Consider the following 20,443-nt stretch of genomic DNA (forward strand, 5'->3'; position numbering starts at 1 on the left):
GAGTCAATCTGTTGACGCTGCGTAGGGCGCATCGGTGCAAGGTCGAAAGGGCTACGCCCACCTACGGGAGACGGACCTTAGTTGCGCCCATGCCGAACCTCGAAAACCTGAAGAAGCAGGCCAAACAGTATCTGAGATGGCACCGCGAAGGATATTTTCCTGTGGCTGCCGAGATCAGGTCTGCCTTGCCGCGCTTTCGTGAACTGGACGACCGGGAGATATTGACGGCGGCGTTCAAGCTCGCCGACGCCCAGGAACTCGTTGCACGCCAGATGGGTTTTGACGGCTGGCAGGCGCTCAGATCAGGAGCCCTGACAATGACCATACCAGCACGACAGGAACAAGCCCGCCCCGTTTTGCAATCGACCGCGGCGCAATTGTTCGTCGCCGATATCAAAGCGTCTTGCGACTTCTTCACGGAGAAACTCGGCTTTGCCGTTGACTTCACCTATGGCGATCCGCCTTTCTATGGCCAGGTAAGCCGCGACAATGCGCTTCTGGCATTGCGCCTGGTTTGCGAACCCGTCTTCGTCGGTGATGTCAGGGAGCGGGAGCATCTGCTGTCCGCTGCACTGACTGTTGCGACGACGGACGAGATCAAACGCCTGTTCCTCGAGTTTCAGGCTGCCGGCGTTCGATTTCACCAGACCCTGCGAACGGAGCCCTGGGGCGCGCGAAACTTCATCGTGCTCGATCCCGATGGCAATCTTATCCTGTTTGCAGGTCCCGCGGATTGATGGTGTTTGCCCGACGGCGTGTGGTGTTGCCGCGCGCGGTCGCGGCAGTTTGAAAGCTGGCTCGATGGTGTCCGGGGAGGGCGGAATGGCGCACGCAAAACGCCGCCCCCGGCATTTCGAACGGAACAACTTTCCATCCCAAGCCTTTTTCTGTGGCGTCCGGCGACCTATTTGCGCATGATGCGGCAGCAAGCAGGGAGCGGCATGGCAAAAAACCAGACCAGTCTATCGGCGGGCATCGTGGCGGCTATCCGCAAGCGGCGACCCACCGTCGTCAGCCGGGAGGCGGCGGTCAACCGCGGTGATATCGTCATCGCTTCCTACAACATCCACAAATGCGTCGGTACCGACGGCCGTTTCGATCCGAGCCGAACCGCCCAGGTGATCGGCGAACTCGGAGCTGACATCGTCGCCCTTCAGGAGGCCGATCAGCGCTTCGGCGAACGGGCGGGCTTGCTCGATCTCGAACATCTGCGGCGCGAGGCCCATCTCGTCTCCGTGCCGATCTCGGGCTTTTCCACCAAGGGGCACGGCTGGCACGGCAATGTGCTGCTGCTGCGCGAAGGTGCGGTTTCCGACGTGAAGCAGTTGAAACTGCCAGGTGTCGAGCCGCGCGGCGCGCTGGTCGTCGATCTGGACCTGAAGATCGGGCCGTTGCGGGTGATCGCCGCCCATCTCGGGCTTTTGCGCCATTCCCGCGCCCAGCAGGCGGAAGCGATCATCGAGGCTGCGTCGGATGCCGGCGGGCGCCCCACCTTGCTGATTGGCGACCTCAACGAGTGGCGCATGGGCAAACGCTCGTCGCTCTCCTTCCTCAGCCCCGTTTTCGATCCGTCGCATGCGACGGTCGCGAGCTTTCCATCGCGCTTTCCGCTCTTGCCGCTCGATCGCGTTCTCGGTAATCCCCACAGCCTGGTGACATCGGTCGCCGTGCACGATTCTCCCCTGGCCCGCGTCGCGTCCGATCATCTGCCAGTCAAGGCATCGATCGATCTGAAGGTCGGCAAGCGGGAAGACCACAACAACGAACGGATCGAAGTGAGCCGGGCCGGTTCGGCCTGAGACACTTTCTGGCGGGCAGGTGATGTTGTCCTTTGTTATTGTTGCCGTTGTCGCCGTCGGCGGCGCGCTCGGCGCAGCGATCTTGTACGTCTATGGCCGCTTCGGCCGGCGTCCCCATGGAGAACCGTCCTCGGCGCTTGCCGTCGCCGACCACGACACCGAACTCGATCGGGCGATCGGCCCGCTGCTTCTTACTCGCCAAGCCAGCAACGGCGTCTCGCTGGTCTCCGACAACATCGAGGCTTTTGTCGTCCGGGTTCATGCGGCGCGCCGGGCCGGGCGCAGTCTCGACCTGCAATATTATTACTGGAAAGACGATCTGACCGGGCTGCTGCTGACGCGCGAAATTCTGGCGGCGGCCGACCGCGGCGTCCACGTCCGCCTGCTGCTCGACGATATCAATGCGGGCCTTCACGACCGGATGTGCATCGCGCTCGACGCGCATGCAAACATCGACGTCAGGCTGTTCAATCCCAGCCGTGCCCGCACCGATCGTATCCGCCGGGGTTTCGAGATGGCCATTCGCGCCTTCAGCGCCACCCGGCGCATGCACAACAAGCTGTGGGTCGCCGATGCGCGCGTGGCGATCGCCGGCGGACGCAACATCGGCGATGCCTATTTCGACGCGGCGGAACTCTCGAACTTTCGCGACCTCGACATCTGGATGGTCGGGCCGGTGGTCGAGCAGGCGACTTCCATGTTCGACCGCTATTGGAACAGCACGTCCGTGCTGCCCATCGCCAAGCTGCGCACGCCACGCAAGCACTACCTGCCGGCACTGAGGGATGCGCTCGAAACCCACGCGCGAACGCCTGCCGCCCGCTTCTATCTGGATCGGGTGGCGGACGCTCTGGAGAACGAAACGGTCTACAGCGGCTCGCGCATTCTGCACTGGATCGAAGAGGTCCGGCTCGAGGCCGATCCACCCGAAAAGGCGCTGATGCAGAAGCGGCAGAACTGGTTGCTGCGCGAACTCTTTCCGCTGATCCAGGCGACAAGGAATGATCTGCGCATCATCTCGCCCTATTTCATTCCCGGCACCGCCGGGACCCGCGAATTGACGGCGCTTGTGAACAGGGGCGCCCGGGTCGCGGTCCTCACCAACTCACTGGCCGCCACCGATGTGGCAGCCGTTCACGGTGGCTACGTCAAGTATCGCCGCAGCCTGGTTCGCGCCGGTATCGAGCTTTTCGAGTTGAAAGAGCAGGGCGATACCGTCGAAAGCCACCGCATGTCGCTGTTCGGTCGACGCAACGCCAGCCTGCACAGCAAGGCCTTCGTCGTTGACGGTCTGAACGGCTTTGTCGGCTCGATGAACTTCGATCCACGGTCGGCGTCCTTGAACACGGAGATGGGCGTCGTGTTCACCGATGCGGCGCTCGCGGGCGAACTCGCCGCGATGTTTACGGAGGAGACGGCGCCGTCCGTCAGTTATCGCCTCGGTCTCGATGGCGCGCGGCTCGTCTGGCGAGACCGCACCAACGGAACCGAGCGGTTGCTGCGCCGCGAGCCGGACGCCAGCCTGCTCAGGCGAATGATTGCCGGCATCATCCGTTTCCTGCCGATCGAATCGCAACTTTGACGCCGTCGACCGTATCGTCGGGTTTACCGTTCATTTACCGCGCCGTCGCGAATGCTGTGCGGAAAGCGCAAAAGCCAGGGTGTTGCCAAAGGCGGCGGGGAAAAAATGTTCTATCAGCAATCCCGTGTGGAAGACCGCCGTTCTTCGGCCTGACAGGCGCTGTCGATTAAGCTTATCGAAGCGTGGCGACTTGAAGTGAAGGGTGTTGACACTCTATGTAGGGACAGAAGGCCAATCCTGTGATTCCCGGTTCGCAAAGGTATTGCGGGCCCGATTGATGAAGGTTCGATATGAGAAATCCAGTTGATACCGCCATGGCGCTGGTGCCGATGGTTGTGGAGCAGACCAACCGCGGCGAACGTTCCTACGATATCTTTTCGCGCCTTCTGAAAGAGCGCATCATCTTCATGACCGGTCCGGTCGAAGACCAGATGGCGACGCTCGTCTGCGCCCAGCTTCTGTTCCTCGAGGCGGAAAATCCGAAGAAGGAAATCGCGCTTTACATCAATTCGCCGGGTGGCGTCGTGACAGCCGGCATGGCGATCTACGACACCATGCAGTTCATCAAGCCGGCGGTTTCGACGCTGTGCATCGGCCAGGCTGCTTCGATGGGCTCGCTGCTCCTGGCGGCCGGCCACAAGGACATGCGTTTCGCCACCCCGAATTCGCGCATCATGGTGCACCAGCCGTCCGGCGGCTTCCAGGGCCAGGCCTCCGATATCGAGCGCCATGCCAAGGACATCATCAAGATGAAGCGCCGGCTCAACGAGATTTACGTCAAGCATTGCGGCCGGACCTACGAAGAGGTTGAACAGACGCTCGATCGCGACCATTTCATGAGTTCGGACGAAGCGCTCGGTTGGGGCCTGATCGACAAGGTCATCACTTCGCGTGAAGCGATCGAGGCTGCAGAGCAGGCGTGATAACGCGCTTTTGTGTCGCGATAGATGCAATTGTGACACAATTGTAATGGTCAAAGGGGTTTATCGAGGGGGTAAAGCCGCTAAGATGACCCCCTTAATGTTATGTTGAGCTGTGAAGACATAGGGTTCAGACTTAGGTGGGAGAGTCGTTGCGGCCGGAACATGGGCAAATCGCCCTGCTACGGTGGGTACTCCCGGAAGCCCTCTTCATGCGGCGCAAGTTATTGCGCGGGGCGAATTGAGTGGTCCGTGACATCTTTTCGAGGATGTCCGACGTGCTGGAAGGAAATGGAAATGAGCAAGGTCAGCGGTAGCAACGGCGGTGACTCGAAGAATACGCTTTATTGTTCGTTTTGCGGCAAGAGCCAGCACGAAGTCCGCAAACTGATTGCCGGACCGACGGTGTTCATCTGCGATGAATGCGTCGAACTCTGCATGGACATCATTCGCGAAGAGAACAAGACCTCGATGGTCAAGTCCCGCGATGGCGTTCCGACCCCCCAGGAAATCATCAAGGTCCTCGACGAATACGTCATCGGCCAGCAGCAGGCAAAGCGCATCCTGTCGGTCGCGGTGCACAACCACTACAAGCGCCTGGCCCATGCGGCCAAGGGCAGCGATGTGGAACTGGCGAAGTCGAACATCATGCTCGTCGGTCCGACCGGCTGCGGCAAGACCTACCTCGCGCAGACACTGGCGCGCATCATCGACGTACCGTTCACCATGGCCGATGCGACGACGCTGACGGAAGCCGGTTATGTCGGTGAGGATGTCGAGAACATCATCCTGAAGCTGCTGCAGGCAGCCGACTACAATGTCGAGCGCGCTCAGCGCGGCATCGTCTATATCGACGAAGTCGACAAGATCTCGCGCAAGTCCGACAACCCGTCGATCACCCGTGACGTTTCGGGCGAGGGCGTGCAGCAGGCACTTCTGAAGATCATGGAAGGCACTGTCGCCTCGGTGCCGCCCCAGGGCGGTCGCAAGCATCCGCAGCAGGAATTCCTGCAGGTGGATACGACCAACATCCTGTTCATCTGCGGTGGCGCATTTGCCGGCCTCGACAAGATCATCTCGGCGCGTGGCGAGAAGACCTCGATCGGTTTCGGCGCAACGGTCCGTTCGCCGGAAGATCGTCGGGTTGGCGAGGTCCTGCGCGAACTCGAGCCGGAAGATCTGGTCAAGTTCGGCCTGATCCCGGAATTCATCGGCCGTCTGCCGGTTCTGGCGACGCTCGAGGACCTCGACGAGGACGCGTTGATCCAGATCCTGTCGGAGCCGAAGAACGCTCTGATCAAGCAGTACCAGCGCCTGTTCGAGATGGAAGACGTCGAGCTGACCTTCCACGAAGACGCGCTGCGCGAGATCGCCCGTCGTGCCATCGTGCGCAAGACCGGCGCGCGCGGCCTGCGCTCGATCATGGAAAAGATCCTGCTCGACACGATGTTCGAGCTGCCGACGCTCGAGGGTGTTCGCGAAGTTGTGATCTCCGACGAAGTGGTGAAGGGGTCGGCACGGCCGCTCTACATCTACTCCGAGCGCTCGGAAGAGAAGACCAACGTTTCGGCCTGATTACCGGTCGACGGATACGATCTGAAAGCCCGCCTCGTGCGGGCTTTTTCGTGAGCTGAACATAGTTGTTGAGATGCGTTGCGCTAACGCCGATTTAACAATTCGGTTGTTGCTAAAGTGTCTTAACAACGCAATGATGTGACGATTCAGTAAAAGGGCCTCGGCCGTTGCCTATCCTTGAAGCCTCGTTTTCCGTCGCAAGGTACGCAACAGCAACCAAGCGTAGTCAGAAGGACCCGGCCATTGAGGGTGGATGTCGCATCGAGCCTTGAAAAGGACTCTCAAGCACTCCACTTTCATGTGGAAATCATGACAACCGGGAGTGCCGCTGTGGCTCCTGGGAACGGGCCCGAAATCGGGACGGAAAGGAAATGACATGACGAGCAAAACGTCTCCGACGACTGAGAGCGCGACCTATCCGGTCTTGCCGCTTCGCGACATCGTAGTGTTCCCGCACATGATCGTGCCGCTCTTCGTCGGCCGCGAGAAGTCGATCCGTGCACTGGAAGAGGTCATGGGGACGGACAAGCAGATCATGCTTGCCACCCAGATCAACGCGACGGATGACGATCCGGAACCGTCCGCGATCTACCAGGTCGGCACGATCGCCAATGTTCTGCAGCTTCTGAAGCTGCCCGACGGCACGGTCAAGGTGCTGGTCGAAGGGCGCACGCGCGCCAAGATCGACAGCTACACGCCACGCGAAGAATTCTACGAGGCAACGGCACAGGCGCTCGACGAGCCGGAAGAAGATCCGGTCGAGATCGAGGCGCTGAGCCGCTCGGTCGTCTCCGAATTCGAGAGCTACGTGAAGCTCAACAAGAAGATTTCGCCTGAAGTCGTCGGCGTTGCCAGCCAGATCGAAGATTATTCGAAGCTCGCCGATACCGTCGCTTCGCACCTCTCGATCAAGATCGTCGAGAAGCAGGAAATGCTGGAAACCACCAGCGTGAAGATGCGTCTCGAAAAGGCGCTCGGCTTCATGGAAGGCGAGATTTCCGTCCTGCAGGTGGAAAAGCGCATCCGCTCGCGCGTCAAGCGCCAGATGGAGAAGACCCAGCGCGAGTACTATCTCAACGAACAGATGAAGGCGATCCAGAAGGAACTCGGCGACGGCGAAGACGGCCGTGACGAGATGGCCGAAATCGAAGAACGCATCGCCAAGACCAAGCTTTCCAAGGAAGCGCGCGAAAAGGCTGATGCCGAGCTGAAGAAGCTGCGCCAGATGAGCCCGATGTCGGCGGAAGCCACCGTCGTGCGCAACTATCTGGATTGGCTGCTCGGCATGCCCTGGGGCAAGAAGTCCAAGATCAAGACCGACCTTAACCATGCCGAGGAAGTGCTCAACGTCGATCACTTCGGCCTCGACAAGGTCAAGGAACGCATTGTCGAATACCTCGCCGTCCAGGCGCGCTCGACCAAGATCCGGGGCCCGATCCTTTGCCTCGTCGGCCCTCCGGGTGTCGGCAAGACCTCGCTTGCCAAGTCGATCGCCAAGGCGACCGGTCGCGAATATGTCCGCATGGCGCTTGGTGGCGTTCGTGACGAAGCGGAAATCCGCGGTCACCGTCGCACCTATATCGGCTCGATGCCCGGCAAGGTCGTCCAGTCGATGAAGAAGGCCAAGAAGTCCAACCCGCTCTTCCTGTTCGACGAGATCGACAAGATGGGCCAGGACTTCCGCGGCGACCCGTCTTCGGCTCTGCTGGAGGTGCTGGATCCGGAACAGAACTCGACCTTCATGGATCACTACCTGGAAGTTGAATACGATCTGTCCAACGTGATGTTCATCACAACGGCAAACACGCTGAACATTCCGGCGCCGCTGATGGACCGCATGGAAGTGATCCGCATCGCCGGTTACACGGAAGAAGAAAAGCTGGAGATTGCCAAGCGGCATCTGCTGCCCAAGGCGATCCGCGATCACGCGCTTCAGCCGAAGGAGTTTTCGGTCACCGACGGTGCGCTGATGGCGATCATCCAGACCTATACGCGTGAAGCCGGCGTTCGTAACTTCGAGCGCGAACTGATGAAGCTCGCCCGCAAGGCGGTGACCGAGATCATCAAGGGCAAGACCAAGTCTGTGGCCGTTACGGCGGACAATGTTCCAGATTACCTGGGCGTGCCGCGCTACCGTCACGGCGAAGCCGAACGCGACGATCAGGTCGGTGTGGTCACCGGGCTTGCCTGGACCGAGGTCGGCGGCGAACTGCTGACGATCGAAGGCGTCATGATGCCCGGCAAGGGTCGCATGACGGTCACCGGCAACCTGCGTGACGTGATGAAGGAATCGATTTCGGCGGCGGCGTCCTACGTCCGTTCGCGGGCGATCGACTTCGGCATCGAGCCGCCGCTGTTCGACAAGCGCGACATCCACGTGCACGTACCGGAAGGTGCGACGCCCAAGGATGGCCCGTCGGCCGGTGTTGCCATGGCAACGGCAATCGTCTCGGTGATGACCGGTATTCCGATCTCGAAGGACGTGGCGATGACGGGTGAAATCACCCTGCGCGGTCGCGTCCTGCCGATCGGTGGTCTGAAGGAGAAGCTGCTGGCAGCGCTTCGCGGCGGCATCAAGAAGGTGCTGATCCCAGAGGAGAATGCCAAGGATCTCGCGGAGATCCCTGACAACGTGAAGAACGTTCTGGAGATCATTCCTGTCTCGCGCATGGGTGAGGTGCTTGAGCACGCTCTGGTGCGCGTGCCCGAGCCGATCGAATGGGACCCGGCAAACGAACCGGCGACCGTCGCCGCGGTTGATTCGCAGGACGAAGCCGGCGCATCCATCGCTCACTGATCGTCACGGACCGGCGGCGGCAATAGTGTTGCCGCCGGGTCCAATTGGCAGAAAAACGCTTAAGACCGGCCTTTGGCCGGTCTTTTTTGTTGTAAAAGCACGGCCCAAGCCTTGCATTCCAAGGGATTAGGCGCAATTGGGAATGGCAAGGCGCAGGCGATGCGAAAGCCGCCGCGGCTTAAAAACACAGTTGTTTCGAACCATTTTGAAAGGGGTGGAAACATGAACAAAAATGAGCTCGTGTCTGCCGTTGCTGAGAAGGCCGGACTTTCCAAGACCGACGCATCTTCCGCAGTTGATGCAGTTTTCGAGACCATCCAGGCTGAACTGAAGAACGGCGGCGACATTCGCCTCGTCGGTTTCGGCAACTTCTCCGTTTCGCGTCGCGAAGCCTCCAAGGGCCGCAACCCGTCCACGGGCGCTGAAGTTGACATTCCGGCACGCAACGTTCCGAAGTTCACGGCCGGCAAGGGCCTGAAGGATGCCGTTAACGGCTGATAAGTTTGCTTGACGGCCGGATACGAGGCCGGCAGTCCAAGTCTTGAAGGGTTCGGCTCACGCCGGACCCTTTTGCGTTGCGGCGACCTTGCAGCCGCGCAGTCTTTCGTCTACGGCTCGATCTGTTCTCAGGGCGGGGTGAAAGTCCCCACCGGCGGTAAGGGTTTCGGCCCAAGCCCGCGAGCACTTCCGGCGTCTCGGCAATGGAAGGTAGCAGATCCGGTGCAATTCCGGAGCCGACGGTCACAGTCCGGATGGAAGAGAATGAACGAGGTGCGAGGGGCAGGGCTGCCCGTCGTCGCATACGGCGTTCATGCGTCCTGATTTGTGTTGGTCCCTGTTTGCGGATGAAGGACATGAATCAGACTACCCAAGTGCTTTTTACCTCCCGTGCCGTGGCCGGCGCCGCCTGGATGATCCTGGCCGGGGTCGCCTTTGCCTTGCTCAATGTCGTCACCCAATGGATGACGATGCAACTCGGCTACTCCGCGACGTCGACGGCCTTCTGGCAATATGCCTTTGCGCTTGTCTTTTCCCTGCCGTTCCTGCTGCGGGTCGGTCTGTCGGCGATGCGCACCGACTACCCCTGGCGCCATGTCGTTCGCGTTGGACTTGCGGCACTGGGCGTTGCGGCATGGGTGTCGGGCCTTGCCTCCGTCCCGATCTGGCAAGCCATCGCGCTGGTGATGACGTCGCCATTCTTCATCATTCTCGGCGCACGCCTTTTCCTCGGCGAGCGCGTGGGGGCTGCGCGCTGGGCCGCGGCCGCCGTCGGCTTTGCCGGTGCCACCATCATCCTGCAACCCTGGTCGGAGACTTTCACCTGGGCGGCGCTGCTGCCGGTCTTGTCGGCATTGCTCTGGGGCGCGTCGTCGCTCATCACCAAGAGCCTGACAGGCATCGAGCGCCCTGAAACGATCACGGTCTGGCTGCTGGTCCTCCTGACGCCGATCAACGGCGTGCTGGCGCTATCGGCAGGGTTCGTCGTACCGGGTGGGACGATCCTCGCGCTTCTCGTCCTGGCAGGCCTGCTGACGGTGGTGGCGCAATATCTTCTGACCCTTGCCTACAGCGTTGCCGACGCGGCTTATGTGCAGCCCTTCGACGATCTGAAGCTGCCGCTCAATGTGCTGGCCGGTTGGCTGGTCTTCGGCTACGCACCGAGCGGCTATCTGTGGCTCGGGGCCATCCTCATCCTCGGCGCCTCGCTTTTCATCATGCGGCACGAGATGAATCGCGAGCGCAGAACCGCATAGCGCCACGCTGCACAACAAAGGCGCGGGATTGTCATGCGCCTGTCATCGCCATCCCGCAGAAACCCCCTTGTTTTGAAGATTCGAACTGGGGGATTTCATGACCATTTCATCATGCAGAACGGCACTTGCCGCCATGCTTCTCGCGTCCGTCGCATTTCCGGCCGCAGCCGAACCGGTGTTCAATCGCATCGCGTCCTTCGCAGTGGCAGACAACCTGCCTGAAGGCGATGCCCGCAAGGAAGCGACATCGGCGGAAATCATCACTGCCACCGAAGACGGCAACACGCTGATCTATTCCGATAGCCCCGGCAAGCGCATCGGTCTCATCGACATCACCGATGCCAAGACACCGAAGCCGGCCGGCATCGTCGGTTTCGATGGCGAGCCGACATCGGTTGCCGTCGCAGGTGGAAAGGCCCTGGTCGCGGTCAACACCAGCGAGAGCTTCACCAAGCCGTCGGGTTTCCTTGCCACCGTCGATGTCGCCTCCAAAAGGATCGAAGCGACCTGTGATCTCGGTGGCCAGCCGGACAGCGTTGCCGTCAACAAGGACCGGACGCTGGCGGCGATCGCCATCGAGAACGAGCGTGACGAAGAGGTCAACGACGGCAAGATCCCGCAGATGCCGGCCGGCGACCTGGTAATCCTGTCGCTGAACGACGGCGTTGCCGATTGCGCCACGATCAAGCACGTGACCCTGACCGGCCTTGCCGAGGTTGCCGGCGACGATCCGGAGCCGGAATTCGTCTCCTTCAACGGCAAGGACGAGATCGCGCTGACGCTGCAGGAGAACAACCACATCGTCATCATCGACGCCAAGTCGGCAACGGTGAAGACGCATTTCTCCGCAGGCAGCGTCGACCTCAAGGACATCGATACCAAGCGCGACGGCGCGATCGCCTTCAAGGACGAGCAGCCTGGCCGCAAGCGCGAGCCCGATGCCGTCAAGTGGCTCGACGACAACCGCATCGTCGTCGCCAACGAAGGCGACTATGAGGGCGGTTCGCGTGGCTTCACCGTCTTCGACACGTCAGGCAAGGTGTTGTTCGAGTCGGGCGCAAGCTTCGAACACGCGATCGCATCGATCGGCCACTATCCCGAGAAGCGTTCGTCGGCCAAGGGCGTCGAGCCGGAGGGCCTGGAGGCCGCAAAGTTCGGTAACGACAATCTGTTCTTCGTGCTTGCCGAGCGTGCATCTGTCGTCGGCGTCTACAAGGACACCGGCGCTGAACCGGAGCTCCTGCAGTTGCTGCCGTCGGGCATCTCGCCTGAAGGTGCCGTCGCGATCCCGTCGCGCAACCTGCTTGCCACCGCAAACGAGGTCGATCTCGGTGAGGACGGCGGCGCGCGTTCACACGTGATGCTCTATGAGCGCGGTGAAGGCGTGGCCGCCTATCCGCAAATCCGCTCGGCCGACAAGGATGGTTTGCCGGTCGGATTCGGCGCGCTTTCGGGCCTGGTCGCCGTGGCCGACAAGCCGGGCTTCCTGCGCGCCGTCAACGATTCGGTTTACGCATCGCAGCCAACCATCTTCACCATCGACGCGACGCAGAAGCCGGCGCTGATCACCGAAGCCCTTCGCATCACCCGCGATGGCGCGCCGGCACAGAAGCTCGACATCGAAGGCATCGCCAATGACGGGGAAGGGGGCTTCTGGCTCGTTTCGGAAGGCAATTCCGACAAGCTCTACAGCCACGCCCTGCTGAAGGTGAACAAGAAGGGTGAGATCAAGAAGGAGATCGCGCTTCCCGAAGCTTTGCGTGCCGGCGAAACCCGCTTCGGTTTCGAGGGTGTGACGGTCGTTGGCGAAGGCGACGATCAGGTTCTGTGGATGGCGGTGCAGCGCGAGTGGAAGGACGACCAGAAGGGCTTCGTCAAGCTCGTCTCCTACAAGCCGTCGAGCGAAGAATGGGGCGCCGTTCGCTATCCGCTCGAAAAGGCTGATGGCGGCTGGGTCGGCCTGTCGGAAATCTCGGTCCACGGCGACTATGCCTACATCATCGAACGCGACAACCTGATCGGCCAGGCTGCAAAGCTGAAGAAGCTCTATCGCGTGGCACTCGCAGAGTTGAAGCCGGCAGAACTTGGCGGCGAACTGCCTGTCGTCAAGAAGGAAGTGGTTCGCGATCTCATTCCCGATCTGAAGGCTCTGAACGGTTACGTCGTCGACAAGGTCGAAGGCTTCACCGTCGATGCAGCAGGCAACGGCTATGTCGTCACCGACAATGACGGGGTCGATGATTCCTCCGGTGAAACGCTGTTCTTCTCCATCGGTGCCATCGACGCGATGTAAGCGTCTGGCCAGGAGAAAAACGGAAGAGGCCGGAACATGACGTCCCGGCCTCTTTTTGTTCCGGACAGCTCTAATGGGGAAGAATGCGCCTAGCGTGCGACCGCGATCTGCGCGGCTTCCGCCTCGTCCTTGCGCTTGCGGATCTCGTCGGTCCTGTCCACCAGCTTGCCGACGATATCGAAGAGCTGATCCAGCTCCTTGTCGTCCAGCGCCGAGAAGATCTCCTCGATCAGCTGCTTGCGCGGATGTTCGGCGGCCTCAAGAATGACGCGGCCGGTATCGGTGATCGAGACGATCTTGGCGCGGCGGTCCTCGGGGTCCGGCTTGCGCGTCACCAGCCGGTCGCGCTCCAGGCCATCGATCGCTTCGGTGACGGTTCGTGGCGCAAAGTTCAATGCGCAGGCGATATCCGTTGAGCGACAGGGGCCGAGCTTGCTCAGGAAGAACAGGAATTTGCTGCGCGCCAGCGAAACGCCTTCCTCCGTCATGGACTCGTTCACCAGCCGATGGACGCGGTGGTAAAGCTCAAACAGCCTGTCGGAAACTTCAAATGTCTTCTTCATGATCATCGTTGGAAATTTGTGAGGTGCCATGTGAAATGGTAGCAACATTATTGATAGTTACAATTGCTACATTTGTCGACTAAAACCTCTGCCGTTTCACGGTAATGGCTGCCACAGACAAGAAACGGCCCCCGTTTCCGGAGGCCGTTTGACTTGCAAGCGGAAGAAATTAGCCCGTTCGGACTATGCCGCCCAGCGCGATGATCCGGCCGAAGTCTTGTGGCCGTAACCGGAAGCCTCGGCCAAAGTGAAGCGGGCGATCAGTTCGCGTAGGCGTCCTGCTTCCTGTGCGAGCGTTGCGCTTGCCGCGTTTGCCTCTTCGACCATGGCCGCGTTCTGCTGGGTCACATGGTCCATCTGGTTGACGGCGGTGTTGACCTCCGAAAGACCGGCGGACTGTTCCTGCGCGGATACGGCGATAGCATCCATGTGCTGGTTGATCGTCACGATGAAGCCTTCGATGGTGCGCAGCGCTTCGCCAGTTTCGCGAACGAGCTTGACGCCGCTCTGCACCTCGACGGCCGAATTGCGGATCAAGTCCTTGATCTCCTTGGCAGCATTGGCCGAGCGCTGCGCCAATTCGCGCACTTCCTGGGCGACAACCGCAAAGCCCTTGCCGGCATCGCCAGCACGCGCGGCCTCGACGCCTGCATTCAACGCGAGAAGGTTGGTTTGGAACGCGATTTCGTCGATGACGCCGATGATATTGGAAATCTGGCTCGACGAATGCTCGATGCGACCCATGGCGTCGATGGCGCCGGAAACGATGGCGCCCGACTTGTGGGCGCTTTCGTTTGCCTGGCTGGCGATGGCGCGGGCTTCGTTGGTCCGCTTGGAGGAGCTGCCGACATTGACCGTGATCTCATCGAGCGCGGCGGCCGTTTCTTCGAGCGATGCGGCCTGCTGTTCCGTGCGGCGCGACAGGTCGTCGGCGCTCTGGCTGACTTCGCGCGCTCCGCTGTCGATGCTGCCCGAGCTCGACGATACGGCTGCCAGCGTGTCGGCGAGTTGCGCGACAGCCTGGTTGAGGTCATGGCGGAGCTGTTCGAAATCCGGCGCGAAGGGCTCGTTGAGCTGGAATGCGAGGTCGCCGGCCGCAAGGCGGCGAAGACCGGTTGCAAGGCCAGCGGTGGCTTCCTGCAGGCGATGCTGGGCGGCGGCCTCGGCGTCTTCGGTCACGCGGCGACGCTCGGCTTCTGCCTGCGAACGCTGCACCTTGGCATCTTCCTCGAGCTGCAGATTGGAGATGGCCGCCTCGCGGAACACCTCGACGGCACGGGCCATCTCGCCGATCTCATCCTTGCGCGCACCATAGGGAATGGCGGTGGCGGTGTCGCCGTTTGCAAGGCCCGCCATCGAGCGGGTGATGATCTGGATCGGCCGGGCGATACCGCGGATCGCATAGAAGATCGCGCCGAGCACGATCAGGGCGGCAACGGCGATCACGGCGATTTCGATCATTCGGATCTGGTCGTGGGTCGCCGAGCTGGCGGCAACGGCAGCATCGGCGCCTGCGAGGTTGAGGGCGCGCATTTCCTTGATCGCCTGATCGACCTGCTGTTCCGTTTCGCGCATCTCGACCTTGAACACGCTCTGCGCCTTCATGTTCTCGAGATTGTTGGAGAGCTTGACCATGCCGGCGGATACCGTGAGATAGGCGTCGTAGGCGCCCTTGACCTTTTCCAGCGCGGCCTTGTCGGCATCGGTCACCATCAGGGCTGCATATTCGTCGGAAAGCTTGCCGAAGCCGCTCACGGTTTCGCCGATAACCTTTTCGGCCGCCTTCTTCTCGAACGGCGTCAGGGAGATGAGATGCCGGGCAAACGCCATGCGTGTGTCGGAAAGCTGCGTTTCAAGGGCGCGCGAGAGAGAGACACGCGGCAACCATGTGGTGGCGATCTCGTTGTTGCGCTCGTTCATCATCTTGATGCCGCCGAGCGAGGCGACCGCGAGCACGGTGACGATGAGACCGACCATCAGGAAAAGGGCAATAAGGGTGTGTGATATCTTTAGGCGCGACATGAATAACTCCGGAAAAACGGCGTCCGCAAAAGCTTGTGCATGAATAAGTCGTTCCGGCTCTTGATCGTCATGACGGAGCGGATGCCGAAGCAGGGAGTCATTCCTGTGCTTGGCGGCACGCAAAGTGCAGCCGCGCGGACCCTAGCCAACAAGTTCTTACAAAAGCGCTAATCGATTAAAGTGAGTATAATCTGATATTTGCACGTAAGATTTCGCATTTTGGCGGTGCAGCATCTCATGTCGAATCTGCGGGCTTCATGTATCAGTCAGCGCTTTACTTGCCAGACCTGAACGCGTGGTTAGTGACTGCTGTGTGTGCGTGGATGACGCAATCGGCAGCATTGACGGACGTGGCGCCAGCGGGCCATGGTCGCCCATGCCTTTCCGCTTCGTTCACACCGCCGATCTTCATCTTGATTCCCCCCTGCGCAGCCTGGCGCTTCGAAACACGGATCTCGCCGACATCGTGCGCGGCGCGACCCGGCAAGCGCTTGTGCGGATCGTCGACCTCTGCCTTGCCGAGGAGGTCGACGCCCTGCTGATCGCTGGTGACCTCTATGACGGCAATCAGACGTCGATGAACACGGCACTGTTCCTGGCTGGCGAACTGCGCCGCCTGGATGAGGCGGGCATCCGCGTCTTCATCATTCGCGGCAATCACGATGCCCAATCGCAGGTGACCAATGAATTGACGCTGCCGCCGTCGGCGCATGTCTTCAAGGGACGCAGCAAGGCGGTTCTGGCAAAGACGCTGGAGAGCGGCCGCGACGTCTATGTTCACGGCATGAGTTTTGCCAACCCGCACGCGGCCGAAAGCCTGCTGCCGTCCTTTCAGCTGCCCGCAGCCGGGGCCATAAACATCGGCATGCTGCATACGAGCCTTGCCGGCGCTGCCGGCCATGATCTCTATGCCCCCTGCAGCGTGGCGGATCTGCAGGCGCACGGGTTCGACTACTGGGCGCTTGGCCATGTCCATCAGCGTCAGGTCCATGCCAGCGAGCCCTTTGTCGTCATGCCAGGCATGCCACAGGGACGCGACATCAACGAAGCTGGAGCCAAGGGCGTAACGCTCGTGACGGTGAACGACGAAGGACGCCTTTCGATCGAGGAGCGACCGATCGGCCTCGCCACCTTCGCGCGCATGACCCTGGACCTAACCGGGGTTTCCGAATGGAGCGCCATGCTTGATGTTATTGCTCGTGCTTTCCAGCGGTCTCGAGAGACCACGGTGGCGGACAATGTCATCCTGCGCCTGACCCTGAGCGGAGCGACGCCGCTTGCCTGGCGCCTGCGCCGCGATGGCGATCTGCTGCAAGCCGAGATCGACAATGCGGCGGCCGGCATAGGCGGCTGCTGGGTCGAGAAGATCGAGCTCGATTGCCGCAGTCCCGACGCCGAGATCTCGACGGCGATGGCCGATCCGGTCGACGAATTGGCGGCTTTGGTCTCAAGCGATGTGGTGCCGGCGCATGGCTTTCGACAGGAAGTTCGCGCCGCATTGGAGGAGTTGCTGCAGCAACTGCCTCCGGAGCTGCGCCAGACCCTTGCGCCGGATGAGGCTGCGGTCGAAAAACTCGCGTTCGATGCCGGGGTATCCGGGGCGGCGGAGGTGCTCGCGCATCTCCACGGCGGCGCCGGCGAGGGGGCACGCTGATGCGGTTGCGCGAACTCGATCTGGTGCGGTACGGCAAGTTTACCGAGCGCCGCCTCGATTTCGGTCCGCAGACGCCGGGCAGCCCCGACCTGCATATCGTCTACGGCCCCAATGAGGCCGGCAAGTCGACGCTGTTTTCCGGCTTCCTCGATCTGCTCTTCGGCATCGAGCATTACAGCGGCTATGGCTTTCTGCATCCCTACCAGACCATGCGGGTCGGCGGCACACTGGAGGCTGCAGGACGCACCCATCGCGCCTACCGGATAAAACGCAAGGCAAATACGCTGGTGGGAGCCGACGATCAGCCGCTGCCGGACAACCTGTTTTCCGCCTCGCTCGGCTCGATCGACCGCGCAACCTATCGCATGATGTTTTCGCTCGACGACGACAGCATCGAGCAGGGCGGGGAGGCGATCCTGAAGAGCGAGGGGGAACTCGGCTCGCTGCTTTTTTCCGCCAGTTCCGGTCTGCCGGACAGCGCGGCGGTCCTGTCTGCGTTGCGCGCTGACGCGGACGGCTTTTTCCGTCCGCAGGCCCGAAAGCACCAGCTCTCCGAACTCAAGGCGGAACTCGACGCACTGAAGGCCGAGCGCAACGGCTTGGATGTCAATGCCCGCGAATATGCTGCGTTGCGCAAGACGCTGCTTGCCGCGCGCGAGCGGCACGATGCGTCGATGGCACGTCGCGTCGAGCTGCGCGTGGAGCGCGACAGGTTGAAGGCCCAGTTGGATGCCTTGCCGCTCTTTCGGCGGCTTGAAGCTTTGCGCGCCGATCTGGCAAGGGCACCAGCGCTGCCGCGTGCTCCGTCGGAGTGGGCTACGGAATTGCCCGCGCTGCGTCGGCGCGACATAGAAATAGCCGCCCGCTTGCGTCGTCTCGCCGACGAAAGCCGTCGTCGGCAGCAGGAATTGGAAGATCTGCCGCGCGACGCGACGGCCCTCGAGCTGATGGAGCGCTTGAACGCACTTGAGGAAATGGCGCTCGATGCGCGCTACATAACGGCGGCACGCGACATGCCGGCCCGGATCGACGAACTGTCGCGCACGACAACGGAAATTTCCGCCCGCCTTGTCCGGCTGGGCGTGCCGGTGGACCGGGATCCGGCATCGCTGCTGCTGACGGCGTCCACGGGTGCCCGCCTGCAGGAGCTTTCCCGGCAACACTCTGCGCTCAACGAGCGTGTGGCCTCCGCTCGACAGGAGATGGAGGGTGCAAAGCGCCTGGAGCGCGAGGCGACGGTCGCAATGTCGCAATTGCCGGCCGCAGGCGATCCGGATGCCGATCCGGGTGTGCTCGTCGAGCGAATGCGGCGTCTGCGACAGGATGACTGCGCACTCAGGCTGAAGGCTGCGAGACAGTCGCTCATGCGCCTGGATCTGGATCTTGCCGACAGACTGGCGACGCTGCAGCCCTTTACCGGCAGCAGCGACGATCTGGCCGGCCTGCCGGTGCCTGCTGCCGGCACGATCGAAAGCTGGCGGCGGGAGCTCGTGGCGCAGGATGAAAGACGCCTGCGCCTTGCCGATCGGGTTGCCAGCGAGGCCGAGCACCTGGCTGGGGAAGAGGCGCGTCTGGCCCAGCTGACGGCTTCGGGCGGCGCAATCGACGACGACGCATCCGCCGAGCTTCGCCAGCACCGCCAGCGCGCCTGGGAACAGCATAAGGTCCGGCTGGACGCGGCGACAGCGGCGCTCTTTGAAGACGCGTTGGATCGTGACGACGATGCGACGGCGTTGCGGCTTGCCGAAGCGGCCAAGGTTGCCGACATGCGCGCGCTCGCCGTGTCGGTTGCCGAGCGCAAGGGCCGCATCGATGCGCTGGAGCGGCAGCAGCGTGCGCTGACAAAGGACATGTCGGAGGTTCTGGACGCGGTGGAAGCCGCGGCAGCCGCATGTGGATTACCCAACGTCAGGCAGTTAACGCAGCTTGAGGCATGGCTCACGGCGCGACTTTCGGCGCTTGACGTTCGAGCGCAGCAACGCGCAACGCAGTTCGAACTCGATCGCGCCCAGGCCGACGAGGACGACGCACGCGATGTACTGAAAGGTTCACTTGCCGAGATTGGTGTAGCGGCGCAGTTGCCGCAGCGGTTCGACGACCTCATGGCGTTCGCGGAAAACGCTGTCGCTCAGGTCCAGGCGGCGCTTTCCGCCGGCAAGGCGGCGCGCGAGGCTGTGCGGCGTGCCGGCGACGTGGTGGAGCAACGTCAGTCGGCATTGCTTCTGGCGGAAGACGCGCTGTCCTCCTGGCAGGCGCAGTGGGAGCAATCGCTGTCGACCACCTGGCTTGCCGGCTCGCCAGAGCGGCTGTTGCCTGATCAGGTTTCACCGATGCTCGCGGTCCTGCAGGAGCTCGACAAGCTGGTGCAGCGCAAGGCGGACCTCGACCACCGCGTCGCCGGCATGCGCAAGGACCAGGTGATGTTTGAGACGGCGATCGCGGATCTGGCCGGAGAATCCTCCGGGGAAGAACCGCTTTCGACCTTCGCGGCCATGAAAGCGCGCGTCGGCGAAGCTGAAAAACAGGAGGATCGGCGTACCGCGCTGCTGAAGGAACTTGCCCGGCTTGAGGAGGAAAGCCGCGATGTGGCGGCCGAGCAGGACCTGCACGACGCCCGCACACGTCTGATCCTCGATTTCTTCGACTGCGAGACCCTGGATGAAGCCGGGTTGCGACTGGACGCCTCCCGCGAACAGGAGAGGTTGCGCCAGCGAATCGCCGAATCGGAGGCTGATCTCGTCCTGCGCCTCGGCGTCCCCAGTTGCGCGGATGCCGAGGCGTTGCTCGCCACGCTTGAGGACGAGACGCTCCGGCAGGCGCTGGTTGGCGTCGAAGCGCTACTGGAAGAGAGCGACCGGGACGTCAGCGAACTGCATGCCGATATGCGGACCAAGGAAGCAGCGCTCGATGGCGTCGCCGGCGACGACACTGTCGCCGCGCTCGACCAGCGCCGCCGCACGCTGCTTCTGGAAATGGAGGCGAAAGCGCTCGGCTATCTCCGGCTGAGGGCCGGGTTGATCGCCGCCGAGCAGGCGCTGCGGCTCTTCCGCGAGCGCCATCGCAGCGCCATGATGCGGCGCGCTTCGGAAACGTTCAGCCGGATCAGCGGCGGCGAGTATAGCGGCCTGTCGGCACAGGCCGAGAAGGGTCAGGAGTTTCTGATTGCCAACGCTGCCGGCGGTGGATCGAAGCTGGCGCGCGATCTTTCAAAGGGTACGCGCTTTCAGCTTTATCTGTCACTGCGGATCGCGGGTTATCACGAGGTTGCGGCGGCACGAGAAACCCTGCCTTTCATCGCCGACGACATCATGGAAACCTTCGACGACGGCCGTGCCGGCCGCGCCTTCGAATTGATGGCGGGGATGGCACGCGTCGGTCAGGTGATCTATCTCACGCACCATGAGCATCTCTGCGACATTGCTCGGGCGGCTTGCCCTGAGGTGACTATCCACAGGCTATGACGACCGCACGCAGGCAATAAGTT

Annotated in this window: 13 protein-coding genes and 1 riboswitch; of the genes, 11 read left to right on the top strand and 2 right to left on the bottom strand. The window is 61.8% G+C overall.

The genetic code is table 11. The features are described 5' to 3' along the window. Positions 1 to 89 precede the first annotated feature (89 nt). From RTP54_RS06360 to RTP54_RS06400, 9 genes are all read left to right on the top strand, one after another. On the top strand, positions 90 to 737 hold the full coding sequence (locus tag RTP54_RS06360; RefSeq protein ID WP_312361607.1) for a VOC family protein: 648 nt from the start codon (positions 90 to 92) through the stop codon (positions 735 to 737). Positions 738 to 941: 204 nt separating this feature from the next. Then, positions 942 to 1,799 carry an endonuclease/exonuclease/phosphatase family protein gene (locus RTP54_RS06365; RefSeq protein ID WP_112810080.1) on the top strand — a complete coding sequence of 286 codons (858 nt, stop codon included), beginning with the start codon at positions 942 to 944 and terminating at the stop codon, positions 1,797 to 1,799. A gap of 22 nt (positions 1,800 to 1,821) precedes the next feature. Continuing rightward, positions 1,822 to 3,381, top strand: a complete 1,560-nt coding sequence (locus RTP54_RS06370; RefSeq protein ID WP_112818393.1) for a phospholipase D family protein — start codon at positions 1,822 to 1,824, stop codon at positions 3,379 to 3,381. Between the two features lie 290 nt (positions 3,382 to 3,671). Continuing rightward, positions 3,672 to 4,304: an ATP-dependent Clp protease proteolytic subunit gene (locus RTP54_RS06375; RefSeq protein ID WP_112809922.1), complete on the top strand. Its 633-nt coding sequence runs from the start codon at positions 3,672 to 3,674 to the stop codon at positions 4,302 to 4,304. Positions 4,305 to 4,598: 294 nt separating this feature from the next. Next, positions 4,599 to 5,876, top strand: a complete 1,278-nt coding sequence (clpX, locus tag RTP54_RS06380; RefSeq protein ID WP_065787148.1) for an ATP-dependent Clp protease ATP-binding subunit ClpX — start codon at positions 4,599 to 4,601, stop codon at positions 5,874 to 5,876. Positions 5,877 to 6,252: 376 nt separating this feature from the next. Beyond that, a complete protein-coding gene (gene lon / locus RTP54_RS06385; protein WP_112809921.1) occupies positions 6,253 to 8,673 on the top strand; it encodes an endopeptidase La in 2,421 nt (806 codons plus the stop codon). A gap of 222 nt (positions 8,674 to 8,895) precedes the next feature. After that, complete coding sequence (hupB, locus tag RTP54_RS06390) at positions 8,896 to 9,171, top strand: DNA-binding protein HupB (protein WP_034803616.1); 276 nt, start codon at positions 8,896 to 8,898, stop codon at positions 9,169 to 9,171. 120 nt (positions 9,172 to 9,291) lie between these two features. Further along, a riboswitch (FMN riboswitch) is annotated at positions 9,292 to 9,441 on the top strand. A 77-nt stretch (positions 9,442 to 9,518) separates the two neighbouring features. Continuing rightward, positions 9,519 to 10,427 (top strand): DMT family transporter, encoded by a 909-nt coding sequence (locus RTP54_RS06395; protein ID WP_409517092.1) that lies wholly within the window; start codon positions 9,519 to 9,521, stop codon positions 10,425 to 10,427. Positions 10,428 to 10,524: 97 nt separating this feature from the next. Continuing rightward, positions 10,525 to 12,720 (top strand): esterase-like activity of phytase family protein, encoded by a 2,196-nt coding sequence (locus tag RTP54_RS06400; protein WP_312361616.1) that lies wholly within the window; start codon positions 10,525 to 10,527, stop codon positions 12,718 to 12,720. Positions 12,721 to 12,809: 89 nt separating this feature from the next. On the opposite strand, the gene RTP54_RS06405 is transcribed toward RTP54_RS06400, so the two are convergent. Both RTP54_RS06405 and RTP54_RS06410 read right to left on the bottom strand, forming a co-directional pair. Continuing rightward, entirely contained in the window at positions 12,810 to 13,283 is a 474-nt protein-coding gene (locus tag RTP54_RS06405) for a MarR family winged helix-turn-helix transcriptional regulator (RefSeq protein ID WP_112810079.1), read from the bottom strand. A gap of 183 nt (positions 13,284 to 13,466) precedes the next feature. Next, positions 13,467 to 15,305: a HAMP domain-containing methyl-accepting chemotaxis protein gene (locus RTP54_RS06410; RefSeq protein WP_312361617.1), complete on the bottom strand. Its 1,839-nt coding sequence runs from the start codon at positions 15,303 to 15,305 to the stop codon at positions 13,467 to 13,469. Between the two features lie 376 nt (positions 15,306 to 15,681). On the opposite strand from RTP54_RS06410, the gene RTP54_RS06415 reads away from it, so the two are divergent. Both RTP54_RS06415 and RTP54_RS06420 read left to right on the top strand, forming a co-directional pair. Further along, positions 15,682 to 16,959: an exonuclease SbcCD subunit D gene (locus RTP54_RS06415; RefSeq protein WP_312361618.1), complete on the top strand. Its 1,278-nt coding sequence runs from the start codon at positions 15,682 to 15,684 to the stop codon at positions 16,957 to 16,959. After that, complete coding sequence (locus tag RTP54_RS06420; protein WP_312361619.1) at positions 16,959 to 20,420, top strand: AAA family ATPase; 3,462 nt, start codon at positions 16,959 to 16,961, stop codon at positions 20,418 to 20,420. The genes RTP54_RS06415 and RTP54_RS06420 overlap by 1 nt, the downstream gene beginning before the upstream one ends. Positions 20,421 to 20,443: the final 23 nt, after the last annotated feature.

This window comes from Ensifer sp. (genome assembly GCF_031989085.1).
Classification (GTDB): Bacteria; Pseudomonadota; Alphaproteobacteria; order Rhizobiales; family Rhizobiaceae; genus Ensifer.

Bases quoted from the DNA above. Each gene is read 5' to 3' on its own strand.
- RTP54_RS06360 (WP_312361607.1), top strand. From the start codon at position 90: ATGCCGAACCTCGAAAACCTGAAGAAGCAGGCCAAACAGTATCTGAGA.
- RTP54_RS06365 (WP_112810080.1), top strand. From the start codon at position 942: ATGGCAAAAAACCAGACCAGTCTATCGGCGGGCATCGTGGCGGCTATC.
- RTP54_RS06370 (WP_112818393.1), top strand. From the start codon at position 1,822: ATGTTGTCCTTTGTTATTGTTGCCGTTGTCGCCGTCGGCGGCGCGCTC.
- RTP54_RS06375 (WP_112809922.1), top strand. From the start codon at position 3,672: ATGAGAAATCCAGTTGATACCGCCATGGCGCTGGTGCCGATGGTTGTG.
- clpX (WP_065787148.1), top strand. From the start codon at position 4,599: ATGAGCAAGGTCAGCGGTAGCAACGGCGGTGACTCGAAGAATACGCTT.
- lon (WP_112809921.1), top strand. From the start codon at position 6,253: ATGACGAGCAAAACGTCTCCGACGACTGAGAGCGCGACCTATCCGGTC.
- hupB (WP_034803616.1), top strand. From the start codon at position 8,896: ATGAACAAAAATGAGCTCGTGTCTGCCGTTGCTGAGAAGGCCGGACTT.
- RTP54_RS06395 (WP_409517092.1), top strand. From the start codon at position 9,519: ATGAAGGACATGAATCAGACTACCCAAGTGCTTTTTACCTCCCGTGCC.
- RTP54_RS06400 (WP_312361616.1), top strand. From the start codon at position 10,525: ATGACCATTTCATCATGCAGAACGGCACTTGCCGCCATGCTTCTCGCG.
- RTP54_RS06405 (WP_112810079.1), bottom strand. From the start codon at position 13,283: ATGAAGAAGACATTTGAAGTTTCCGACAGGCTGTTTGAGCTTTACCAC.
- RTP54_RS06410 (WP_312361617.1), bottom strand. From the start codon at position 15,305: ATGTCGCGCCTAAAGATATCACACACCCTTATTGCCCTTTTCCTGATG.
- RTP54_RS06415 (WP_312361618.1), top strand. From the start codon at position 15,682: ATGCCTTTCCGCTTCGTTCACACCGCCGATCTTCATCTTGATTCCCCC.
- RTP54_RS06420 (WP_312361619.1), top strand. From the start codon at position 16,959: ATGCGGTTGCGCGAACTCGATCTGGTGCGGTACGGCAAGTTTACCGAG.